The sequence below is a fragment of the Marinobacter sp. M5B genome (genome assembly GCF_042604615.1).
In the GTDB taxonomy this organism is placed as follows: domain Bacteria; phylum Pseudomonadota; class Gammaproteobacteria; order Pseudomonadales; family Oleiphilaceae; genus Marinobacter; species Marinobacter salarius.
Genome location: NZ_CP156894.1, coordinates 1,253,430 through 1,279,240, shown reverse-complemented (window position 1 = coordinate 1,279,240; position 25,811 = coordinate 1,253,430). Strand labels below are relative to the sequence as shown.

Annotated in this window: 2 protein-coding genes; both read right to left on the bottom strand. The window is 63.1% G+C overall.

The window, feature by feature from the left end; genetic code table 11:
* Window position 1 precedes the first annotated feature (1 nt).
* A complete protein-coding gene (locus AAGD24_RS05690; protein ID WP_379866810.1) occupies window positions 2-16,063 on the bottom strand; it encodes a non-ribosomal peptide synthase/polyketide synthase in 16,062 nt (5,353 codons plus the stop codon).
* Window positions 16,063-25,767 (bottom strand): amino acid adenylation domain-containing protein, encoded by a 9,705-nt coding sequence (locus tag AAGD24_RS05685; protein WP_379866808.1) that lies wholly within the window; start codon window positions 25,765-25,767, stop codon window positions 16,063-16,065. The genes AAGD24_RS05690 and AAGD24_RS05685 overlap by 1 nt, the downstream gene beginning before the upstream one ends.
* Window positions 25,768-25,811: the final 44 nt, after the last annotated feature.

The window sequence follows — 25,811 nt, the reverse complement described above, 5'->3', positions numbered from 1 at the left end:
CCTAACCCACTGGTTCGCCTGAACGCCCCACTTTCATACCATCGGCTCCGACCGTGGAATTGGAGTTCGCTTCCAACGAACGGGGCATCGATTCAAGAAATTCCGGATGGCGTACAATTCCCAGGTGGTGAGTATCGATCCACACCGAGCTGGCAGGTTTGCAGCCGATAAAGGCGGTCAGTAGCGCTTCTGCATTGTCATTGCTCTCTGGTGACCGCTTTGCCCACCACGCATGCACTGGCGCCCGAAGTGGCTTGACCCGTTCATGGGCCCTTGCCAGCCGGCGCATATGCCTTTCCACATCCAGCAATTGCTGCCACTCATCCTGGGCGACGCCCTCAGGGGATGATTCGGGATTGCTTTCGACGGACCGGTGGCCAGCCCCGGGGATATAACCATCGATCAGGCCGACCCAGGCCACTTCCCTGCCCAGGCGCTCCAGCAGGCTCGCCATTTCCAGCACCAGCGCACCACCCATGGACCAACCAAGGAGGTAGTATGGCCCCTGGGGTTGTAGCGCCAGCATCTCCTTCACGTAGTCCCTTGCCATCGCGGCCAGTGACCGGTCGCGCCAGCTTGAATCAAGAATCTGTCGATTCTGAAAACCCCAGACCGACCAGTCGCCCGCCAATCGTGAGGCAAGCGGATAGTAGCCAACCACCGTGCCGCTGACCGGGTGCGGACAAAATAGTTGCGGTGCTGTCCCACGCGACTCTGAAAGACGAATCAGAGGATTCAGCTTACCCGCCGACGGCCGCTCGGCCTCCGCCGGTAATGCCTCCGATGTGCCGGCCACCAGGGTTTCCAGAGCCAGGCCAATCGCTCTCATCAGCCGCTGGACGGTGGAAGCCTGATATCGCTGACCACTGTAGCGACAACTGAGCGTTAACTGCCCCTGATAGACCTGGCCGTTTATTTCCAGCTCCCGCCCGAGGGGCGCATCGGGGTCCACCAACTCACCCGCCGACTCCGGCGCCAATCTAAAACGACCGCTCGCAAGGGTGTCGTCAAACTGACCCAGGTAATTGAATGCCAGGTCCGGTTCCGGCAGGCGTTTCAGACGCGAACGGGTTTTCGGGTCACCCAGGTATCGAAGGGCACCGTATCCGAGTCCCTTGCCCGGAATCCCGGCACGCAGATGGCGGGTCGCGTCTAGGGTTAACAACGGATTGCCTGTGGGTTCGAGCTGAACCGGATACAGGCTGGTAAACCAACCCAGTGTGCGGCTCAGGTCGAGGGCTGCATCGTCGGTTTCCCGGCCATGCCCCTCTACGGCGACGATGGGTCGCTGCAGACCACCCCATGCCCGTAGCCCCTCCGCCAGGGCAGCCAGCATGACATCGTCCATGCCCGCCTCAAACGCCGCCAGGGTTTGACGGAGCAACGTTCGGGTTTGACCGGCGGACAGGCTCCACTCGCAGAGTTCCTCATACCGTGTCGCCCGGCTGCCCGCCGGATTGTCCACCGGCCAGGGCTCAGGGGCAGTGGAAAAACGTTCCCAATACGCCAGTTCCTGCTGCCATGCTCCCTGATCGGCACGCTCGCGGAGGTGATTGGCCCAGGACTGGAAAGTAGCGCGCGGTAGCCGAGCATCAGTTGCCCTTCCCTCGGCAACCTGCCGGTAGGCTTCGCCGAGATAGTCCAGGAGAATCCGCCAGGAGACACCGTCAACAATCAAGTGATGGGCGCTGACCAACAGTCGCTGCCCACCGTCCGGAAGTGTCATCAGCACAATGGCTGCAAGGGGGCCGTTCTCGAGATCGAAACTGCGCTGTATTCGGTCACAAGTCGTCGTCACCAAACCCTCGTCTGGCAGCACCACGACACTGAAAAGCCGGTCCACGGACTCTGTAGCTCGGTAGTTTCCATACCAGACATCCCGTTCACGGTGGAAGCCCAGGCGGAGGACATCGTGGTGTTCGATCAGCGCCGCAACCGCTCGCCGCAGCAGTTCCTCGTCAAGCGGGTGAATGACCTCAAGCAATACCGACTGGTTCCAATGGGAATAATCAGGCATAGGCTGCTCGAAAAAATGGGCCTGAATCGGTGTCAGTGGCACAAGGCCTTCGGCCCTTGCAGTTTCGGAGGCTGACGTCGTTATCGGCTCCAAAGCAGCGGCCAACTCCGAGAGTCGCGGTTTCAGGAACACGGTTTTCGGTGTGACTTGCCAGCGCAACTGACGCAAACGGGTGATCAGCTCCAGGGACTGGATGGAATCACCACCCAGCTCGAAGAAACTGTCATTCCTGCCGACCTCAGCCGCTCCCAGCATTGCAGCCCACAGTTCAGCCAGCAGGACCTCGCGCGCGCCCTCTGGCCGCTGATGCTGTTTCGTTCGCGAGACAGGCTCAGGCAACGCATTGCGGTCCAGCTTGCCATTGGGCAGCTTGGGCAGTTCCGCCAGGGTGACCACGTGCGACGGCACCATGTACTCCGGCAACTGCTCCCGTAGCTGTGTCTTGATGGCACGCTCGTCCAACCCCTCACCAGACACATAACCTACCAGCCGCTGACCGGCGGCGGTGTCTTTCACAACCGCCAGGGTGTCCTTCACCCCCTCGCAGCCTTTCAGCGCCGACTCCACTTCCCCGATCTCGATCCGGAAGCCCCGCAGTTTTACCTGCTGGTCCATCCGCCCCAGGTATTCCAACTGGCTCTCCCGGTTCAGTTTCACCCGGTCACCTGTGCGGTAAAGGCGCTCGCCCGCCCGGAAGGGGTTGGGGACAAAGCGTTCCGCGGTGATGTCCGGGCGGTCCAGGTAGCCCCGTGCCAGGGCGCCACCCAGGTAGAGTTCCCCGGCCACGCCCGGGGGCAGCAGGTTGAGGTCTGCGTCCAGCACATAGCCCTGACGGTCGCCCACCAGGTCCCCGATCGGAGCGTAGGCGCTGTCGAAGTCAGCCGTGTCAGCGGCAATGCGCCATAGCGTGGGCGTAACCACGGTTTCGGTGGGGCCGTAGCCGTTGATCACCCAGTCCGGCTGCAGGTGCTCGATGGCGTGGTGCATCATCTGTCGGCTGAAGGCTTCGCCGGCGAAGCAGTAAATACGCACGCCTGGCGGCTGCCCTTTCAGTTCCGCCCACTCCGCCAACTGGCGCAAATAGCTGGGCGGGAAGGCGGCCACGGTGATGCCTTCGTGGATCAGGCAGTCGTAGGTTTCCTGCACGCTCCACAGGGCCTGGTCCCGCAGGACAATGCGGGCGCCATGGCTGAGCGCGGCCAGCCAGCGCTCGTGGGCGCCGTCGAAGCTGATGGACAGGAAGTGAAGTTCCCGGTCCTCCGGGGTCAAGCCATAGCGGGCGCCGATGGTCTGGCAGTGCATGGACAGGCCGCCGTGGGGGATGGCCACGCCCTTGGGCTTACCGGTGGAGCCGGAGGTGTAGATCAGGTACGCGAGTTGTTCCGGATGAATCGATACCTCCGGTACTGACTCGGGCTGGCTGCTGACATCCAGGTGATCCAGGTTGACCGTCTCGACGCCCTCGGCCGAGGGCAGTCGGTCCAGAGCGGCGTCGTGAGTTAGCAACAACGCGGCGCCGGAGTCTTCCAGCATGTAACGCACCCGTTCGGCCGGGTAATCCGGGTCCAGGGGCAGGTAGACGCCGCCGGCCTTGTGCACGGCGTACAGCGCCACCAGCATGTCAGCGCCCCGCTCCAGGGCCACACCCACGCGGCTTTCGGCACCGATGCCCTGCCCCATCAACCAATGGGCCAGGCGGTTGGCGCGGGTATCGAACTCGGCGAAGGTCAGGCGATCCTCGCCGTGAACTACGGCCACCGCATCCGGGCGCTGGCGCGCCTGTTCGGCGATCAGGGTCGGGATCGGACGCGGGTCCACTACCGGGTGCTCCACGCTGTTCCACTCGGACCAGACCTGTTGTTCGCGGTCCGTCAGCAGAGGCAGGTCCGACAAGTGGGCCATGGGCTCACAACTGATCACCTCCAGCAAGGCTTGCAGCTGTTCGGCCATTCGCGCCACCGACGCCGCGTCGAAGATATCCGTCGCGAAGTCCAGGTAACCGTCGATTCGACCGTCCGCGTGTTCGTGGGTGCCCAGTACCAGATCGAAATGCGCGTTCTCCGCCGGACAGGCGAGCGGCTCGCAGCTCAGCTCATGCAAGTCCGACAAGGGCTTCTGGTCAAAGACCTGATGGTTGTAGCTGACCTGGAACAGCGGATTGTGGCTCAGACTTCGCTCCGGCTGCAGTGCTTCCACCAGTTGCTCAAATGGCAGATCCGCATGCGCCTGGGCTCCGTGCATTCGCTCTCGTACCTGGGCCAGAAGATCACTGACCCGGTCACCGGGATCAATCTCGGCACGCACCACCAGCGTATTGACGAAGAAGCCAATCAGTCCCTCGGTGCCCGGCTGATGCCGTCCCGAAACCGGAATACCCACGCGCAGATCCCGTTGACCACTGAGTCGGTACAGCAGCGCTTCAAAGCCGGCCAGAACGACCATAAACAGCGAAACTTCCTGATCACGGGCCGTGCGACGCAACCGCTCCGCCAGCGACGATGGCAAAGTGAAGGCGTGTCGGGCACCACGGCCATCCCGCTGCCCCGGACGCGGGCGGTCCGTGGGCAGCTCAAGAACCGGATGTTCATCACCCAACTGCCCTCGCCACCATTGCAATTGCCGATCCAGCTCAGCACCCGTCAGTTGCTCTCGTTGCCAAAGTGCGTAGTCCGCATACTGAACGTCCAGCGGTGCCAACCTATCGGGCTCACCTCTTGATGCACAGCGATAGAGCTCAACCAGTTCCTCCAACAGCAACTGCATTGACCAGCCGTCGGAAATGATATGGTGCATGCACAACAGCAGGCGCCAGCCCGATGTATCCATCTGCACCAGGGCAACGCGCCAGGGCGGTGTGGTCTCCAGGTCGAAGGGGCGGCGGCTGAACTCCCGGAATAGCTCTCCGAATACAGTCTCGGCATCGTCCTGGCCGCGAAGATCATAACGCTCCATGGGTACCGCCATGGCTTCCATCACCCACTGTTGGGGGCGACCATGTTCCCCATGTCGAAACGCAGTGCGCAGCGACTCATGTCGCTGAATGAGTCCGACGAAGGCCGCCGTCAACGCCTCTTCATTCAGTCGACCCTGCAAATCCAGGCCGCCCGGAAGATGGTAGGCACTGCTCTCAGGCTCCAGTTGGGCCAGGAACCAGAGCCGTTGCTGGGCAAAGGACTGCGGTGCCAACTGGCCCCGATCATGAACGCGTAACGGAGGCGCTTCATCGGCCGGTATGCTCTGAAGTACATCGGCCAGCCCAGCCAAAGAACCTGACTCGAACAATACGCTCAGCGGCAGCGTCCGGTGCAGGGCTTTGCGGATACGATGAACCAGGGTGACACCCAGCAGCGAGTGCCCTCCCAGGGCAAAGAAATTATCCTGTCGTCCAACCCGCTCAACACCCAGCACTTCCTGCCATAGGCGTGAGAGTGTTTGTTCGATGTCGGTTTGTGGCGCCTCGTAGCCAACCGTGTCCATCTCCGGAGCCGGCAATGCCTTGCGGTCCAGTTTGCCGTTGGCCGATAGCGGAAAGCGTTCCAGTACCATCAGGTGTGCCGGCACCATGTAATCCGGCAGGTGGTTTTTCAGCGACGCTTTCAGGGCGTCCGTTTCGATGCCGGTGCCCTGCACGTAACCGATCAACTGGTCATTGCGGGCGATGACCACGGCGTCCATGACGCCGGCAGATTCCCGCAGCACGGCCTCGATCTCACCCAACTCGATCCGCAAGCCACGCAGCTTGATCTGGTGGTCCAGCCGCCCCAGGTATTCCAGGGTGCCATCCCGGCACCAGCGGGCCAGGTCGCCACTGCGGTAGAGCCGTTCGCCGTTAGCAAAGGGACTGGGCACGAAGCGCTCCGCCGTCAAGTCCGGCTGGCCGTGGTAGCCCTGGGCCAGACCGGCACCGCCGATATAAAGTTCGCCCGGCACGCCCACAGGCTGCGGATTGAGGCGATGGTCGAGGATATGGATCTGCAGGTTGGCGATCGGCCGGCCGATGGGCACGGTTGTGCGAGTGCTGCGATCGTCCTGGCCACAGGTCCAGTGCGTGACATCGATGGCCGCTTCGGTGGGGCCGTAGAGATTGTAGAGTTGCGCCTTGGGCAGGCGACTCAGGCTCTCATCCTGCAGGTCTTTGGCCAGGGCTTCGCCGCTGCAGATCACCCGGCGCAGGGTGTCACAGCCGGTCAGGTCGTCCTGGGTCATAAAGGCCGACAGCATGGAGGGCACAAAGTGAACGGTGGTGACCGATTCGCGCTGAATTTGATCCACCAGCCTGGCCGGGTCCCGGTGGTCCCCCGGTTGGGCGACCACGAGGCGTGCGCCCACCATCAGCGGCCAGAAGAACTCCCATACGGACACATCAAAGCTGTAGGGGGTTTTCTGCAGGACGGTGTCGTCCTCGCCCAGTTCGTAGGCCGCCTGCATCCACTTCAGGCGGTTGAACAGCGCTGCGTGGGTGTTGGCCACGCCCTTGGGTTTGCCGGTGGAGCCGGAGGTATAGATCACATAGGCCCGCTGCTCCGGGTGGATCCCGACATCGGGGATCGATGCCGGCTGATCCGCCAGATCAAGCTGGTCGAGGTTGATCACCGACAGCCCGGCCGGGGCCGGTAGTGACTCAATCACCGCGTCGTGGGTCAGCAGCAGATCCATACCGGCGTCGGTCAGCACCTGGCGCTGACGGGCTTGTGGGTGTTCGGGGTCCACCGGCACATAGGCGGCGCCAGCTTTCTGGATGGCGTAGAGGGCGACCACCAAGGCCACCGAGCGCTCGGCGGCAACACCCACCAGGCTGTTACGATCCACGCCCTGGCCGATCAGGTAATGGGCCAGGCGGTTGGCTCGGGCATCCAGGTTGGTGTAGCTCAGGCGTTCAGCGCCGAACACCAGGGCTTCCCGATCCGGGTGCGCAGCCACCTGGCGCTCGAACAGACGATGCACCGGCTCGGGCCGGCCATAGTCCACGCCCGTCCGATTCCAGCTCGCCAGTTGCTCGTGGTCGGTGTCGTCCAGTAGGTCATAGTCGCCGATTGGCTGCTGCGGGCCTGCCACAATCTCATTGAGCAGCCATTCGAAACGGGCCCCAAAGCGCTCAACCGTTGCCGCGTCAAACAGGTCCGTGGCGTAGTTCCAGTTGCCGGAGAACGTACCATCGGCTTCTTCGATCAGGTTCAGTGCCATATCGAACTGGGTGCTGCCGTCTTCCAGTTCCATTACCTTCGCGGTCAATCCAGGCAACTCGCCCAAACCGCGCTGATCACGGTGCTGGTAGTCGAATGCCACCTGGAACAGCGGGTTATGGCTGAGGCTGCGTTCCGGTTGCAGGGCTTCCACCAACTGTTCGAACGGCAGGTCCTGATGGCTCTGGGCCTCAATCGATGCCTGGCGAACGGTCGCCAATACCTGTTCGAAAGTCTGGGGTGAGGCCAATTCACAGCGTAGGACCTGGGTGTTCACAAAGAAGCCGACAAGACCCTCGGTTTCCCGGCGATTGCGGCCTGCCACCGGCACGCCAACCCGCAGATCATCCTGACCACTGAGCCGATGGAGCAGTAGGTTGTAAGCCGCCAACAACATCATGAAAGGTGTGACATCGCGGCTCGCGGCCGATTCGCGAAGACGGTTGCTCAGGGACTCGCCCAGTCGGAAGTGATGACGTGCACCCTGGAAACTCTGCCGGGCAGGTCGTGGTCGATCCGTCGGCAACTCCAGAACTGGCTGCCCGTCCCCGAGTTGGGCACGCCAATAGTTCAGTTGCCGCTCGCCTTCGCCGCTGGCCAGCCATTCCCGCTGCCACACTGAGAAATCCGCATACTGGATCGGCAATTTCTCCAGTACCGCCGCTCTTTCACCGCAGGCAGCACGATACAGAGACACGAAATCCCGCATCAGCACCGACACCGACCAGCCGTCGGAGATGGCATGGTGCAGGCAAATCAGCAGACGCGATTCCTTTGCGGCCATGGTGACCAACCCAACTCGCCAGAGCGGCTGCGTGCCCATGGAGAATGGTCGGCGCATAAAGGCTTCCGCATGATCGCGGAATGCACCCTCCGGATCATCCGAGTGGCTGACGTCTACCCGTTCCAACGGGACACCAATCGCCGGGTCAATCACCTGTCGAGGGATTGCCTCGCCATCCGGGGCAGCCACCAGTCGCGTGCGCAGCGTCTCATGACGTTGCGCCAACGCGTCGAGTGCCTGCCGCAAAGCACCTTCGTCAACGGTGCCTTTCAGGTCCAGAACGCCAGGCAAGTTGTAGGCGGTAGCTCCCGGTTCAAGCTGGTCCAGGAACCAAAGCCGCTGCTGGGCGAAAGACTGCGGCGCACCCTCCAGCCCCAGTGCGGGAATGGTCTCTTGCGCTGGGGTGCCTTCCAGTGCCTCCAGCAAAGCCGCCATATCCGTCAGCCTGGGCGCCTCGAAAACCATCCTTAACGGGAGTTCCACACGCCATTCGTGACGAAGGCGAGAAACCAGCTGCGTCGCCAGCAGGGAGTGACCGCCCAGTTCGAAGAAATGATCCTGCCGACCGACACGGGACTGTTGCAAAAGATCCTGCCAGATCCGGGCCAGACTCTGTTCGCAGTCCGTTGCGGGAGGTTCGTAATCACTCTGACCCACCACGGGCTCAGGCAACGCATTGCGGTCCAGCTTGCCATTGGGCAGCTTGGGCAGTTCCGCCAGGGTGACCACGTGCGACGGCACCATGTACTCCGGCAACTGCTCCCGTAGCTGTGTCTTGATGGCACGCTCGTCCAACCCCTCACCAGACACATAACCTACCAGCCGCTGACCGGCGGCGGTGTCTTTCACAACCGCCAGGGTGTCCTTCACCCCCTCGCAGCCTTTCAGCGCCGACTCCACTTCCCCGATCTCGATCCGGAAGCCCCGCAGTTTTACCTGCTGGTCCATCCGCCCCAGGTATTCCAACTGGCTCTCCCGGTTCAGTTTCACCCGGTCACCTGTGCGGTAAAGGCGCTCGCCCGCCCGGAAGGGGTTGGGGACAAAGCGTTCCGCGGTGATGTCCGGGCGGTCCAGGTAGCCCCGTGCCAGGGCGCCACCCAGGTAGAGTTCCCCGGCCACGCCCGGGGGCAGCAGGTTGAGGTCTGCGTCCAGCACATAGCCCTGACGGTCGCCCACCAGGTCCCCGATCGGAGCGTAGGCGCTGTCGAAGTCAGCCGTGTCAGCGGCAATGCGCCATAGCGTGGGCGTAACCACGGTTTCGGTGGGGCCGTAGCCGTTGATCACCCAGTCCGGCTGCAGGTGCTCGATGGCGTGGTGCATCATCTGTCGGCTGAAGGCTTCGCCGGCGAAGCAGTAAATACGCACGCCTGGCGGCTGCCCTTTCAGTTCCGCCCACTCCGCCAACTGGCGCAAATAGCTGGGCGGGAAGGCGGCCACGGTGATGCCTTCGTGGATCAGGCAGTCGTAGGTTTCCTGCACGCTCCACAGGGCCTGGTCCCGCAGGACAATGCGGGCGCCATGGCTGAGCGCGGCCAGCCAGCGCTCGTGGGCGCCGTCGAAGCTGATGGACAGGAAGTGAAGTTCCCGGTCCTCCGGGGTCAAGCCATAGCGGGCGCCGATGGTCTGGCAGTGCATGGACAGGCCGCCGTGGGGGATGGCCACGCCCTTGGGCTTACCGGTGGAGCCGGAGGTGTAGATCAGGTACGCGAGTTGTTCCGGATGAATCGATACCTCCGGTACTGACTCGGGCTGGCTGCTGACATCCAGGTGATCCAGGTTGACCGTCTCGACGCCCTCGGCCGAGGGCAGTCGGTCCAGAGCGGCGTCGTGAGTTAGCAACAACGCGGCGCCGGAGTCTTCCAGCATGTAACGCACCCGTTCGGCCGGGTAATCCGGGTCCAGGGGCAGGTAGACGCCGCCGGCCTTGTGCACGGCGTACAGCGCCACCAGCATGTCAGCGCCCCGCTCCAGGGCCACACCCACGCGGCTTTCGGCACCGATGCCCTGCCCCATCAACCAATGGGCCAGGCGGTTGGCGCGGGTATCGAACTCGGCGAAGGTCAGGCGATCCTCGCCGTGAACTACGGCCACCGCATCCGGGCGCTGGCGCGCCTGTTCGGCGATCAGGGTCGGGATCGGGCGCGGGTCCACTGCCGGGTGATCCACGGTGTTCCAGTCATTCCAGACCTGTTGTTCGCGGTCCGTCAGCAGGGGCAGATCCGACAGTCGCTGTTCGCCGCTCCGCGCCATGGCGTACAGGAGGTGTTCCAACTGGCCTGCAAGCGCTTCCGCGCGGGCCGGTGACACCTGATCGTTACGGTAATGCAGGTGCAGGACCAGCCCCTGCCCGGCCTCGACCGCCAGGCTCAGGGGGTAATGGGTCTGTTCGCTCACCCGAAGGTTGCTGGCTCGCACGCCGGAGGCATCGCTGCGCAGGGCATCGTCCACCGGGAAGTTCTCAAACACCAGCAGGGAATCAAACAGCTCTCGCCCCGATTGCCCGGCATACTGCTGAATCTGGTACAGCGGGGTATGCTCGTGCTCCCGCAACGCCAGGTTGTGAGCCTGTAGCTCTGCCAACCAGTCTCCCAGGCGCTGCTCTGGTGCCGGGGCCTCAACGACTGGCAGCGTGTTGATGAACAACCCGATCTGGCGATCCATACCGGACACCGCCGCCGGCCGACCAGACACCGTGGCGCCGAAGGCCACTTCGCGCTGGCCGGTGTAACGCTGAAGGATCAGGGTCCAGGCGGCTTGAATGAGGGTATTGAAGGTCACCTGTTGTTGCCGGGCAAATCCCGCCAGGGAGTCGTAATCCGGATGCATCACAATATCGGCGAGTGAAGCCTCGTCCCGGTCCAGGCAACGGCTGTCGGCCAGCAGTGGGGCCAGACGCGTGGGCTCGGGAAGCTGGCACAGTTGGTCGCGCCAGAAAGTCTCGGCGCTTTCAAGATCCCGCCCAACCAGCCAATTGAAATAGTCATGGTAACGGGCCGGGGTCTCCAGGCGCCCGCCCAGAGTCTCCAGCATGACTTCGCTGAGCAGCGCCGCACTGCTCCAGCCGTCCAGGAGGATGTGGTGAAGCGTCAGGACCATCTGCCAGCGCCGCTCCCCCAGCCGGATCAGCACCATCCGCATCAGCGGCGGCCGGGCCAGGTCGAAAGCGGCCGATTTTTCCTGTTGGCAGAGAGCATCCAGAGTCATGGAAGCATCAGTGCGCCAATCCAGTTCGCGGATCGACAGCACGGCTTTGTGGTGAATCAGCTGCACCGGCAACTGGGAACCGGGCGCATGAATAAACCCGGCCCTCAGAACTGGGTGACGGGCAACCGCCGACTGCCAGGCCGCCTTGAAGGGCTCCACAGGCAGATCGTTCAGGGTCACGGACACCTGATTGACGTAGGTATCGGAGACACCCCCCAGCTCACTATGGAACAGCAACCCCTGTTGCATAGGCGTCAGTGGCAGCAGATCGTCGATGTCGCCCTGCCCGACCGGCAAGGCATCCAGCGCGGTCTGGTCCAGGGCCACCAGCGGGAAATCTGAGGGTGTTACGCCACCGGTTTCCCGGCACGTCGCGACTACGTTTTCGAGGGCGCGACGGAAATTCTTCATCAGCTCGTCAATTGCTTCACGCTGATAACGCGCCGCACTGTAACTGCAGGAAAACGACAGCACGCCGTCACGCACCTGACCGTCCAGCGACAGTTCAAACCCCAGAGGAGCATCCATAGCCCGCATGGCACCCGGCGATTCTTCCGCCAGTACCAGGCCATCCTGGCTGCCTGCGTCCACCTGCCCCAGGTAATTGAAAAGCACCGCGCCAGAGAGATCCGGCAGGCCGTGCTCGCCTTTCAGGTAGCGCAGCACACCGTACCCCAGACCGCCCCGGGGCACCTGACGCAGGGCTTCTTTGGTGGCCTTCAGGTTCTCGACAAGGTTGCCACCACCGGACACACACACCGGGTACAGGCTGGTGAACCAGCCGACGGTCCGGCTCAGGTCCACCCCTTCCATCAACGGCTCACGACCGTGGCCCTCGAGGGCAATCGTTGACTGCGAACGACCACTCCAGTGAAACAGCGCTTCGCCCAGGGCGGTCAGCAGCAGGTCATTCACCTGTGCGCGCCAGGCCTTCGGAGCCTCGGTCAGCAACTCCCCGGTGACCTCGGCGGACAAGGCCATGGTCGACCGGGCCAGTTGATCCACGGTATTGGGCCCGCCCGCGTTCACGATCGGCAGCGGTGCCGGGGCGGGGATGGCCGACCAGTAGTCGATTTCCTCCGCCAACACGGCGTCATTCCAGGGTGTTGGCAGTTGCTCGGCCCAGGCCTGGAAAGGAGTGGCCTTCGCCCCCAGGTCAATGGTTTCTCCCCGAAGGATCTGCTGGTAGGCCTGCATCAGGTCGTCTAGCAGAATGCGCCAGGACACGCCGTCGATTCCCAGGTGATGCACCGCCAACAGCAACCTTTCGGAACCGTCGTCCAGCCGTGCATGCAGTGCTCGCATCAGGGGCCCTTCCGACAGATCCAGGCTGGCCTGGGCCCGGTCGCATTCGTTCACCAACTGTTCAGGGGTTGTGGTCACCGACCACAGCAGATCCGCCGGTTTGTCTGGTATACCGTAGGCTTGCAGCCATTCATCGTTTTTCCGGGCAAAGCGCAGCCGCAAGGCGTCGTGGTGTCGGTAAATCGCGTTGAGTGCCTCGGCCAGAGCTTCGCTATTCAATGCCGTGGCGGGTTTGAGCAACAGTGCCTGGTTCCAATGCTCCGGCCGGGGCATGGCCTGATCAAAGAACCACTGCTGGATCGGTGTCAGCGGGAAGTCCCGTTCCATATCGACGACGTAGTTTTGTACCGTCGCATGGGTTGCTACCAGAGCCAGAGCAGCAATGGTCTGGTGCTCGAACATCTGCCGGGGCGTCAGCTCAAGACCGACGCGTTTCGCCTTGGCGATGATCCGCAGGCTCTGGATGGAGTCGCCCCCCAGGGCAAAGAAATTATCCTGTCGTCCAACCCGCTCAACACCCAGCACTTCCTGCCATAGGCGTGAGAGTGTTTGCTCGATGTCGGTTTGTGGCGCCTTGTAGCCAACCGTGTCCATCTCCGGAGCCGGCAATGCCTTGCGGTTCAGTTTGCCGTTGGCCGATAGCGGAAAGCGTTCCAGTACCATCAGGTGTGCCGGCACCATGTAATCCGGCAGGTGGTTTTTCAGCGACGCTTTCAGGGCGTCCGTTTCGATGCCGGTGCCCTGCACGTAACCGATCAACTGGTCATTGCGGGCGATGACCACGGCGTCCATGACGCCGGCAGATTCCCGCAGCACGGCCTCGATCTCACCCAACTCGATCCGCAAGCCACGCAGCTTGATCTGGTGGTCCAGCCGCCCCAGGTATTCCAGGGTGCCATCCCGGCACCAGCGGGCCAGGTCGCCACTGCGGTAGAGCCGTTCGCCGTTAGCAAAGGGACTGGGCACGAAGCGCTCCGCCGTCAAGTCCGGCTGGCCGTGGTAGCCCTGGGCCAGACCGGCACCGCCGATATAAAGTTCGCCCGGCACGCCCACAGGCTGCGGATTGAGGCGATGGTCGAGGATATGGATCTGCAGGTTGGCGATCGGCCGGCCGATGGGCACGGTTGTGCGAGTGCTGCGATCGTCCTGGCCACAGGTCCAGTGCGTGACATCGATGGCCGCTTCGGTGGGGCCGTAGAGATTGTAGAGTTGCGCCTTGGGCAGGCGACTCAGGCTCTCATCCTGCAGGTCTTTGGCCAGGGCTTCGCCGCTGCAGATCACCCGGCGCAGGGTGTCACAGCCGGTCAGGTCGTCCTGGGTCATAAAGGCCGACAGCATGGAGGGCACAAAGTGAACGGTGGTGACCGATTCGCGCTGAATTTGATCCACCAGCCTGGCCGGGTCCCGGTGGTCCCCCGGTTGGGCGACCACGAGGCGTGCGCCCACCATCAGCGGCCAGAAGAACTCCCATACGGACACATCAAAGCTGTAGGGGGTTTTCTGCAGGACGGTGTCGTCCTCGCCCAGTTCGTAGGCCGCCTGCATCCACTTCAGGCGGTTGAACAGCGCTGCGTGGGTGTTGGCCACGCCCTTGGGTTTGCCGGTGGAGCCGGAGGTATAGATCACATAGGCCCGCTGCTCCGGGTGGATCCCGACATCGGGGATCGATGCCGGCTGATCCGCCAGATCAAGCTGGTCGAGGTTGATCACCGACAGCCCGGCCGGGGCCGGTAGTGACTCAATCACCGCGTCGTGGGTCAGCAGCAGATCCATACCGGCGTCGGTCAGCACCTGGCGCTGACGGGCTTGTGGGTGTTCGGGGTCCACCGGCACATAGGCTGCGCCAGCTTTCTGGATGGCGTAGAGGGCGACCACCAAGGCCACCGAGCGCTCGGTGGCAACGCCTACGAGACTGTTGCGATCCACGCCCTGGCCGATCAGGTAATGGGCCAGACGATTGGCTCGGGCATCCAGGTCGGCGTAGCTCAGGCGTTCAGCGCCGAACACCAGGGCTTCCCGATCCGGGTGCGCAGCCACCTGGCGCTCGAACAGACGATGCACCGGCTCGGGCCGGCCATAGTCCACGCCCGTCCGGTTCCAGCTCGCCAGTTGCTCGTGGTCGGTGTCGTCCAGCAGATCATAGTCGCCGACTGACTGCTGGGGGTCTGCCGCGATCTGCCGGAGCAGGCATTCAAATCGACGGTGTATCCGCTCAACCGTTTCCCCATCGAACAGATCCGCCGCGTAATTCCAGTTACCGCCCACGCGACCGTCCGGGAAGGCCCAGGTGTGCAGCGCCAGGTCAAACTGGGCGGCGCCGGCGTCCTGCGCCAGCAATTCAGCAGTCACACCGGGAGTCAGTTCAAAGCGCTCGCCATCGCGCTGCTGATGGTTATAGAGCACCTGGAACAACGGATTTTGGCTCAGGCTGCGTTCCGGCTGCAGCTGGTCGACAAGATGTTCGAATGGCAATGCCTGATGCGTCTGAGCCTGCCGGGCAATCTCATGCTCCCGGGACAGTATGGCTGTGAATCCATCGCCGCCGGCCACATCGCTGCGCAGCACCTGGGTATTCACGAAAAAGCCGATCAGGCCCTCCAGTTCCGCCTGTTCTCGTCCGGCAATGGGAACGCCCACGCTCAGGTCGGTCTGCCCGCTCAGCCGGTACAGCAGCACCTTGTAGGCCGCCAGCATGACCGTGAAGAAGGTTGTTCCCCGGGACCGCGCCAAGGCATTCAGCGCATTGGCCACGGTGTCGTCGAACGTGAAGTGATAACGCCCGCCCCGGAAAGACTGCTGCGCAGGCCTCGGCCGATCGGTCGGCAATTCCAGCACTGGCGGCTCATCGCCCAACTGCCGCGTCCAGTAGTCGAGGTCCACTTCCCCGGCGCCTGGCTCAAGGCCACGGCGTTGCCACAGGGCCACGTCCGCGTATTGCAGGGGCAACGAAGGCAAGTCGGCCACCTCACCGGCCAGAGCGGCGCGATAGCATTGGGCAAACTCGGTCAGCAGCACCTGGATCGACCAGCCATCGGCAATGATGTGATGCAGGCACAGCACCAGGCGATGGTCGTGTTCCGCCATCCGCACCAACGCCACTCGCCAGAGCGGGCCAGCGGCCAGATCGAAGGGTTGCTGCGCGATCTCCCTGGCCCAGGCCTGGAATGCCAGTTCGCTGCCTGCACTCAGTTGCGGGATGTTGACCGGCGCCACCGGTCCCACCACCTGCAGCGGCTCCCCATTTTCGTCGGCACGGAAGGTAGTGCGCAGGCTGTGATGGCGATGCGCCAGGGTATCGAAAGCGGTCTGTACAGCCCCTATATCCAACGGGCCGTTGAGACGAATGGCGCCAGGCAGATGATAGGCACTGTTACCCGGCTCCAACTGATCGATAAACCACAACCGCTGCTGGGCGAAAGAGGCAGGGCTGGCATCACCGGCCATGCCCGAAGGGATCGGCAGGGACGACAGGTCCAGCCCCTGCTCCTGCAGTCTGCGAAGGAACACCTGGCGCTTGTCGGCGCTCAGCCCCAGGAAGCGGCGTGACAGGGCCATCGCATTGTCCTGCATTATTCAATCTCCTCCAGTTCATTCATCAATGCATCAAGGTTGTCCAGGCGGTCCTGATCCAGGGCCTGTCCCTTCAGGCGTTCAATCACGGCAGCCATGGCCGCCACCGTGGTGGCCTCAAAGGCTTCCGCCAGCGGCACGCTCACGCCCAGGCGCTCGCGAATCCGAGACAGCAGGCGAGTTGCCAGCAGCGAGTGGCCGCCCAGTTCAAAGAAGTGGTCGTGGCGCCCCACCTGCTCGACCTTCAGCAGGTCTCTCCAGAGTTCCACCAGGATTTCTTCCAGTTCGCCTTCCGGGGCGATGTAGCGGCGTACCTCAAGCTCCGGCTGCGGCAGGGACTTGCGGTCCAGCTTGCCGTTGGCGTTCAGCGGCAACCGGTCAAGCACGACCAGATGGGTAGGCACCATCACCGCCGGCAGCTCATGGGACAATCGATCCCGCAGGCTTTCGGTTTCCAGGTGTAGACCGTCGTCGGGCACCAGGTAGGCCACCAGTTGGGCCCCGTGAGGTGTTTGCTGGGCCGCCACCACCGCCTGACGAATGCCGTTGCAGGCCAGCAGGCAGGATTCGATCTCGCCCGGTTCAATGCGCTGGCCACGGATCTTCACCTGAAAGTCCGCGCGGCCGGCGTACTCGAGCAGGCCGTCGTCATTCCAGCGTGCCAGGTCACCGGTGCGGTAAAGGCGGCCACCGGGTTGACCGAAGGGGTCCGGGACGTAGCGCTCCGCGGTCAGCTCCGGACGGCCGGCATAACCACGGCCGACTCCAGTGCCACCGACATAGAGCTCACCAACCACACCGCTCGGTGCCAGCTCCAACTGAGTGTCGAGCACATAAAGCCGGTTGTTGTCGGTAGGTTTGCCGATGGGAATGCCCGCGCGTGTCTCCTCCAGGCCGGTCAGGGTATGAAGCGCCACATCGTCGGCACACTCCGCCGGCCCATAGGCGTTGACCAGTGGAATGCGCGGGTAACGCTCGAACCAGCGCCGGGCCAGTTCCCGGCCCAGGGCTTCGCCCGTGGGCAAAAGCCAGCGCAATCCCAGACGCCGCTCCGGCACCGCGAGAATGCCTTCAATCACCGCCGGCACGCTTTCCAGCACGGTAACGCCGCTGTCGGCCACGGCCTCAAGCAGCCGCTGGGGATCGTGGGTGATCTCATCGGGAATGATGTCCAGGCGGCCGCCAAACAGCGGCGCGGTCAGGAACTGCCACACGGAAATGTCGAAGCCGGTGGCCGCCGTCTGGGCGATCACGTCCCCGTCCCCCAGCTCCAGATAAGGCACCTTGGACAACTGGTTGTTGAGCATGCCCTGCTGGTTGACCATCACGCCCTTGGGCTCACCGGTGGAGCCGGAGGTGTAGATGACGTAGGCCAGTTGATCCATGGCCGGATACCGGCATGGATTACCATCCCGATCCGTAGCCAACAGGGATTCCAGGGTGACCACCCGTGGACGTGCTTCGGTTTCTGCCAGGATGGCGCCCACCTGCTCCAGGCAGGCTTCCGGCGTGACCAGCACGGGCGCCTGACTGCTATGCAACATGCGGCCACTGCGGGCCGGCGGATGGCGTTCATCCAGTGCCAGGTAGGCGCCACCGGCCTTGAAGGCGCCCACGATCATAGTCATCAGGTCCAGGTTGCGGGGCGAATACAGCGCCACCACCTGATCCGGCTGCGTGCCTGCCTCAATCAGGCTGTGACCGATGCGGTTGGCCCGTTGGTTAAGTTCGGCGTAGCTCATGCTGCTGCCCTGGCAGCGGGCGACTTCCCGGCCGGGATCCGCCAGCGCCCAGGCTTCGAACCGTTCGAGCCAGCTCAGGCTCATCCAGCCCGGTTCCATCTGGCCCTGACCAAGTCCGAGCAGCTCGCCCCGTTCCCCGGCGGAAACCAGCTGGATAGCGGCAAGCGGCTGCTCCGGCGCCTGCATCAACTGGCGCAGAACCTGGTGGTACTGGTCCAGCAACGCCTGCATATCCCGATCCCGGAAAACCCGCTGGTCGTAGCTGAACTGAAGTTGGTAGGTCTCGCCCGGCAGAATGACCACGGTCAACGGATAGTTGGTGTGGGTGCGGTTCGCCAGAGGCGTAATGCCGTATGCTTCGGCGGCCTGCCGCACGTCCGCCCCCATGGGCACGTTCTCGAACACGAACAGGCTGTCGAACAGGGCGTCGCCACGCGGGGTGTCTGCCAGGTTCTGTACCTCTGCCAGGGACAGGTGTTCGTACTGGCGCAGGGCCGCATTGGCAGACTGCAGTGAACGCAGGAAGTCGAGCCCGGTCTGGGTTGCGCTTTCAGCGCCTATGCGCAGCGGCAGGGTGTTGATGAACAGGCCAAGGGTGTCTTCGATGCCATCCAGCTCTGCCGGGCGACCGGCGACGGTCACCCCGAACAGGGCTTCGTCCAGACCACCGTGGCGCATCAGCACCAGTGCCCAGGCTGCCTGCATGAAGGTGTTCACGGTCAGCTTTTCGTGGCGTGCCCGTTCAACCAGTCGAGCCGTTTCCTCCGCTGTGAGCGCATGCGTCACATCCTGAATGGATGGCTCACCAATGGCGGTGCGCTGGTAGGGCAATGGCGTGACCTCGGTGAAGCCGACCAGCTTATCGCGCCAGAAGCGGTGCGCCTGTTCGGCCTCCTGGCGTTTCAGCCAGGCGATGAAGTCGCGGTAGGGGCGCGCCGGGGTTACCACCGGCTGCTTGCCATCCACCAACGTACGGTAATGGTCGAAGAACTCCGCGAGCATCAGGCCACGGCACCAGGCGTCAATCAACGCATGATGATGGCTCTGTACAATACGGCAACCATCCTGACCGAAACGCACCAGGCGCAGACGCAGCAGCGGAGGTTTGGTGAAGTCGAAGCCTTGGCGGCGTTCTGCCGCCAGCAACGCCTCCAGCTCCGCTTCCGCATCGGCACGCTCCAGATGGCTCAGGTCGATCAGCTGCGCCGGCGACGGCACATCGCGATAGACAATCTGGTGTTGGGTGCCACCGTCCAGGCCGTGGAAAGCGGTCCTGAGCATGGGATGGCGCTGGACCACCGCGTGCCAGGCCGCCCTGAAGGCCTCGAAATCCACCTCGCTGCGCACTTCATACTGGTCCTGCATAAGGTAGATGCCGCTGCCCTGTTCCAGCAGACTGTGTAGCAGGATGCCTTCCTGCATCGGCGCCAGGGGCAGGATGTCCTCGATATTCGCGGGGTTTTCCAGAGCATCCAGTTGCGGCTGGTCCAGATCAGCCAGCGGTACATCCGACGGTGTCAGGCCACCGGCCCGGGACGCACAGTCTTCAATCAGCGTCATCAGCGCTTCGCGGTACAGGTCGATCAGGCGGGTCACCCGCGACTTCTCGAACCTCGCACGACTGTAGGTCCAGTCCAACTGTAACTGACCATTGTGTACCTGTCCGTCCACCACCAGCGCGTTCGCCAGCAGGCCGGAGCCGTGGCGCGAATCGCCGACGGGCTTGCCATCGAGGACAAACTGCGAACCTGGCTCTCCGTCGAAACGGCCGAGGTAGTTGAACGTCAGACCGGCACCGGTCATTTCCGGCAGTTCCGCGCCCTGCAGTTCCTTCAGCACACCATACCCAAGCCCGTCGCCCGGAACCTGACGCAGCATTTCCTTGGTGCGTTTGAGTGTGCCAAGTGCCTCTTCGCCCGCTTCCAGCGCCACCGGATACAGCGTTGTGAACCAGCCCACCGTGCGACTTACGTCCGGCGCCCCATCCGGGGCATTGCGGCCATGACCTTCCAGCGTGATCACATGGCGGCTGCGGCCGGACCACTGTCCCAGTGCCTGGGCCAATGCCGCCAGCAGCAGGTCGTTGATCCGGGTGCGGAAGGCCGTCGGCGCGTCGTTGAGCAGTCGCTGGGTCTGCCCTTCATCGAGCGTCATTCGCAAGTGATCGCCGTCGGCAACCCGCGCTGTGCCATCCGGGTTGTCGCAAGGCAGTGCCGCGTCTTCGGCAGAAAATGCCTGCCAATACGCCAGTTCCTCATCGAGGCGACCATGGGCCAGATCCCGGTGCAGGTAATGCACCCAGTCATGCAGGCCGTCAATGTCCCCTTCGAGCTCAATGGCCCTGCCGCCTGCGGCCTGCTCATAGGCAAGCTGCAGATCCTCAAGCAACACCCGCCAGGAAACACCGTCCACCGCCAGGTGATGGGCGGCGATCAGTAATTCCTGACGCTCGCCCGGCTGAGAGACCAATACACAGCGCAGCAGCGGTCCGCTCGACAGGTCGAGACTGCGCTGCGCGTCGTTGAAGGTCGACAGTAGGGTCTGTTCATCGTCGGTTTCCAGGGTCCAGAGCAGATCAGCCTTTTCCTCGCGGCTGTAGGTCTGCGTGCGCTGGTCTGCGTCAAAACGTAACCGCAAAGCTGGATGGATATCGACCACGGCAGCCAGGGCCTTGCTCAGGGGCTCCGCCTCCAACGGTGAACGGATACCCAGGCGCAGCGCCTGGTTCCATTGGTTGCGATCATCAACGGGCTGATTGAAAAAACGTTGCTGGATCGGGGTCAGCGGGAAAGCCTGGGGAACCGACTCCCGGGCCGCCAGTTTCGGCGCGGCAGCGGCCTCCTGGACTTCGGCCACGTGAGCCAGTTCAGCAATGGTCTGCTTCTCGAACAACTGCTTTGGGGTGAGCTTCACGCCCTGCTTTCGCGCTCGGGCAATCACCTGGAGGCTGATGATGGAATCTCCGCCCAGGCTGAAGAAGTTGTCGTTACGGCCGACTCTCTCGACATGCAACAGCGACTGCCAGAGTTCTGCAAGCATGGTTTCCACACCCGCCAGCGGCGCCGCGAAATCCTCACCCTGACGCTCCGGTTGCGGCAACGCCTTGCGGTCGAGCTTGCCGTTCGGGGTCAGCGGAAATTCAGCCAGCGGCAGGATATGCGCCGGTACCATGTAGTCCGGCATTTGCAACGCCAACGCGGAAAGCATGGCTTCAGTGTCCAGTTCGACCGCCAACGGATACGCCACGATCAGGCCATTATCGTCGACCTGGACATGGGCATCGCTGACGCCGTCGAACGCGCGGATGCGCTGAGCAATCTCTCCCAGTGAGACCCGGTAGCCGCGAACCTTCACCTGGTCGTCGTTGCGGCCGTGAAAGCTCAGCCGCCCATCTTCCAGCAGCCGTACCCGGTCACCGGTGGCATAAAGCCTTTCCCGCGACGACTGGGGATCATCCACAAATGCGGCGGCCGTCTGTTCCGGCTGACCAAGGTATCCCCGCGCAAGGCCGGCACCGCTCAGGTAGAGCTCGCCGATGGCACCCTGGGGCAAAGGTAAACGCTCTTCGCTCAGCACCTGCGCACGGATGTTCTGCAGTGGCGTGCCCAACGGAACGGTTGAATCCTGCTCGTCGCCCGGTTCCGTGGTCAGCACGCCCACGGTGGACTCGGACGGCCCGTAATGGTTGAACACACGGCAGTCTGGGTTCAGTTCCCGAACCTGGCTCAGCAACGCTGATGGCAACGCTTCACCGCCCAGTACCAAAGCCTCACGAGGCAGCACCCGGGCCGGCTCGGCAGCCTGCAGTAATCCGGAAAGGTGGGTGGGCACGATCTTCAGGATGTCGACCTGATGCTCCGCCATGTAGCTGGCAAAGGCGTCCGCGTCCATAACCCGGTCGGCACTCAACAGGTGCAGCGTGCGACCACTGCATAGGGCCCCGAACAGCGTGGTATGGCCCAGGTCCGCCGCGACGGTGGATACCATCGCCATGGTGGCCTTCGGCGAGGGATCGATGACCTCCAGAACACCCTGTACATAGTTCGCAATGGCACCGTGGCTGACCACCACGCCCTTGGGAGTACCACTGGTGCCGGAGGTGTAAATCAAATAGGCTGCCTGGGCCGGCTCAATCAGCGTCCCCAACGGTTCAACGGGTTCGCTCCGCCAATCGGCCGCCGCGTTGAAACCTATCAAGGCGCCTTCGAAGCCGGGCACAGCTTCATGACCCAGCAGCCACCCGGCACCGCAATCCTTCAGTACAAATGCCTGGCGGTCGGAGGGCCATTTCGGGTCCAGGGGAACAAAAGCCCCGCCCGCCTTGAGCACCGCCAGAACGCCAACCACGAATTCCGGTGAACGGTCGAGGCAAAGCCCCACCGGCGACTCCGCTGCCACGCCCTGCCTTTGCAGGTGCTGTGCCAGCCGGTTGGATTCCGCCTCCAGCCAGCCGTAGTCGAAAGACTGGTCCTCGTATTGCAGAGCCTGTTGCCCGATGGTGGACTGAATATGTCCATTCCAGAGCGACACCAGGTCCCCTGCGGGAAAGTCCGCCTTCGGTCCTTCCAGCGCCGACGGTGTCGCCAGCAACTCCAGCTCGCCCAGCGGCCGCGAGGGATTCGCGGTGACCTGCTCCGCCAGGTTGACCAGTTCCTCGGCAAACTCCCGAATACGCGGCTCGTCGAACAGGTCACACGCGTAGGTGAGCACACCCTTAATACCTTCAATTCCCTCAGTGCCCTCAATACCCGCCGGCTGATCGGTGATATCGAAGCCCAGATCGAAGTGCGCGCTGTCGTCGTCCCGCTGGCGCATGGTGAGTGTCGCCCCGGGTAACCCGACATTCTCGGGCAACGGGAACTGCTGGGTGAACTTCACCTGGCACAGGGGGTTGTGGCGCAGGTTACGCTCCGGCTGCAGCGCGTCCACCAGTTGTTCGAACGGCAGATCCGCATGAGCCTGCGCCCCGAGGGTAGCGTCGCGGACCGAGGCCAGAAAATCAGTGAAGCCCTGCGTCGCGACGGGCTGGCTGCGCAACACCAGGGTGTTGACAAACAGACCGACGAGACCTTCGGTTTCCGGCCGTGACCGACCGGACACAGGCACACCTACCCGCAGGTCCCGCTGGCCGGAATAGCGATACAGCTGGGTTTTATAGAGCGCCAGCATGACCATAAAGAGCGTAACGCCCTGATCCCTGGCCAATTGCCGAAGCTTCTCACTGAGCGGTTCCGGGAAGGCAAAGGCCACCCTGGCACCACGATGGCTCCGGGACTCGGGGCGCGGCCGGTCAGTTGGAAGTTCAAGCACCGGGTGCTCGTCGCCCAACTGCTGCTCCCACCAGCTCAACTGGCGTTCGGCTTCGCCAGCCTCCATGGTCTCCCGGTGCCAGTGGGCGTAGTCGGCATAACGGATGGGCAGGACCGGCAGATCCGGGTCATGTCCCTGTGCAAAGGCGGTGTAAAGCTGCGCGAACTCCTTCACCAGCACCTGCGCCGACCAGCCGTCGGCGATAATGTGATGAATCACCAGCAACAGGCGATGGTCGCTGTCCCCGAGGCGTACCCGGTGCACCTGCCATAACGGACCGTGCTCGAGATCCATGGGCTGGCTGACCAGGGCTCGACTGAGGTTGTCCAGCGCGCTTGCGGGAGAACCCTCCCCGCTGAGGTCATGACTTTGCACAGTTACCGGTGCCGCTGGCTGTATCCGCTGCAGGCCACGGTTTTCATCCGTTTCGGCAAACACCGTGCGCAGGCTTTCATGACGCTCCGCCAGGGCGTCCAAACTGCGCTGGAGCGCGTCTTCATCAAGACTGCCCATGAACTGCCATTCGCCGCACAAGTGATAGGCGCTGGAGCCGCCTTCCAGTTGGCCCAGAAACCAGAGCCGCTGCTGGGCGAAGGATTGCAGGGGCTCCGCGTCGTCCGGAAGAAGTGTGATTGGGTGGACTTCCTGGCCATTGGCACTCTGCTTGGATACCCAGCGGGAGAAGTCACCAAGGCGGGGATGCTCGAACAGGACCGCCGGTTCAATGGTCAACCCCAGGTCACGCTCCACCCGGGACAACATCTGCATGGCGCCGACCGAATCGCCGCCCCAGGTGAAGAAGTGGGCGTTGCTGTCCAGGTCGTCGCGCTCAAGCGCCGCCTGCCAGGCCGCCACAACTTCCGGGAGCAGTGTCGGCCCTACTTGAGCCGATGTTTCAGCCGGGGCCGAGGCGCCCTCTTCCAGCATGCGACCGTCCTGCCAGCCGGCAAACACGGACAGCTCGCCGCGCTCCCATCCCTGGCGACAGGCCGCACGTTGCAGCTTGCCACTGGTAGTGCGCGGCAGGGTTTTGGGCTCCAGCAGCAGGATCACCTGGGGCGCAATGCCGAGGGTGTCGCTCATGGTTTCCGCGATGGTGGCGCAGATCATGGCCGGCTTGATCATTCTGCGGGTGGTCCGGCCCACTTCAAGGGCCAGCCCTATACCTTCCGCCTGCCGGGCGTCCGTGGTGGCAAAGGCGGCCAACCGACCGGGCATCAGGAGTTCTATCTCCCGCTCCAGGGTGCTCTCGATATCCTGGGGATACAGGTTCTGGCCATTTACGATGATGACGTCCTTCTGACGCCCCGCCACGTATAGGTGGCCGTCCTCGACGATGCCGAGGTCGCCGCTGCGCAACCATCGGCTATCCCGCCACTGCACAAAGGTTTCCGCCGTAGCCGTGGGTTTTTCCCAATAGCCCTGAGCAACACTGGGGCCGGATATCCAGATTTCGCCCACTCGACCGTCCTCGACGGGCTCCCTCGTCTGGGAATCAACGATGCAAAACGTGTCCTCCCCATATGCATCCCCACACCCCACCAGCCTGCTGGGCTGATGGGCACTGCTAAGGCCTGCCGTGGAAAGCTGCTCCGGCTCAAAGGTACGGGTCTGGACATCGCCGTTGAACCCATGGGTGGTTACTAACAGGGTGGCTTCTGCAAGACCATAGCTGGGCGCAAAGACATCACTGCGAAAACCATGGGGCGCCATACGATCGGCAAAGCGCTCCAGGGTTTCCGGGCGAATGGGTTCCGACCCGGTGAAGGCCAGGCGCCAACTGGACAGATCCAGGCCTTCCAGTTGTTCATCGGTCACCCGCCAGCCACAGAGCATATAGGCGAAATCCGGGCCGCCGGAGTATGTCACCCGGTACTGGCTGATAGCCTCCAACCAGCGCGCCGGGCGGGCCAGGAAGAACTGCGGTGTCATCATGTTGGCGCAGTGGCCATGCAGGATCGGCAACAGCAAACCCGACATCAGTCCCATGTCGTGAAACAGCGGCAACCAGGTCATCCAGACATCGTCATCAGTGGCCTGGAAGGCTTTGGCCATGGTGTATTCGTTGGCCATCAGGTTGGCGTGGGACACCATGACCCCCTTGGGTGCAGAGGTCGACCCTGAGGTGTACTGCAGGAACGCCAGATCCTGGCTTTGGGGTGGCACCACCTGCAACGCATTCTGCCAGTGCAGCCCGATGCGGTCCGCCGCCACCACTCGCCCACCGTCCGGCAACAGCGGCGCCAATCGAGACTGATAACGCCGGATGTCCTGCTCCAGGGCAAGGACGGCCATCGGTTTCGAGTCCCCGATCATACCGCCGAGGCGATCAATATAGGCCTGACGGTCGTGCTCCGGTGGGTACGCGGGTATGGCGATAATGCCGGCATAGAAACAGCCGAAGAAAGCGGCCGCGAAATCCGCGCCTCCTGGCAGCATCAGCAAGCACCGTTCACCCGGTGCTAACGCCAGTTCGTTCTGTAGATATCCCGCTAGCGCCTGCGCCTTCTGGTAAAGCTCACTGTAGCTGGTTACCAGGGGTGGCGCGTCATCCGAGACCAGTTGCCGGATGGCAAGTGATTGGGGTTGCTGCTCTGCGTAAAAACGAAGGACATCGGCGAAATTCGGAAACCGTTCCGCGTGTAGGCTCATCTTGTCACCTGCATGATTTCAGAACACATTACCGCGAGGACTTG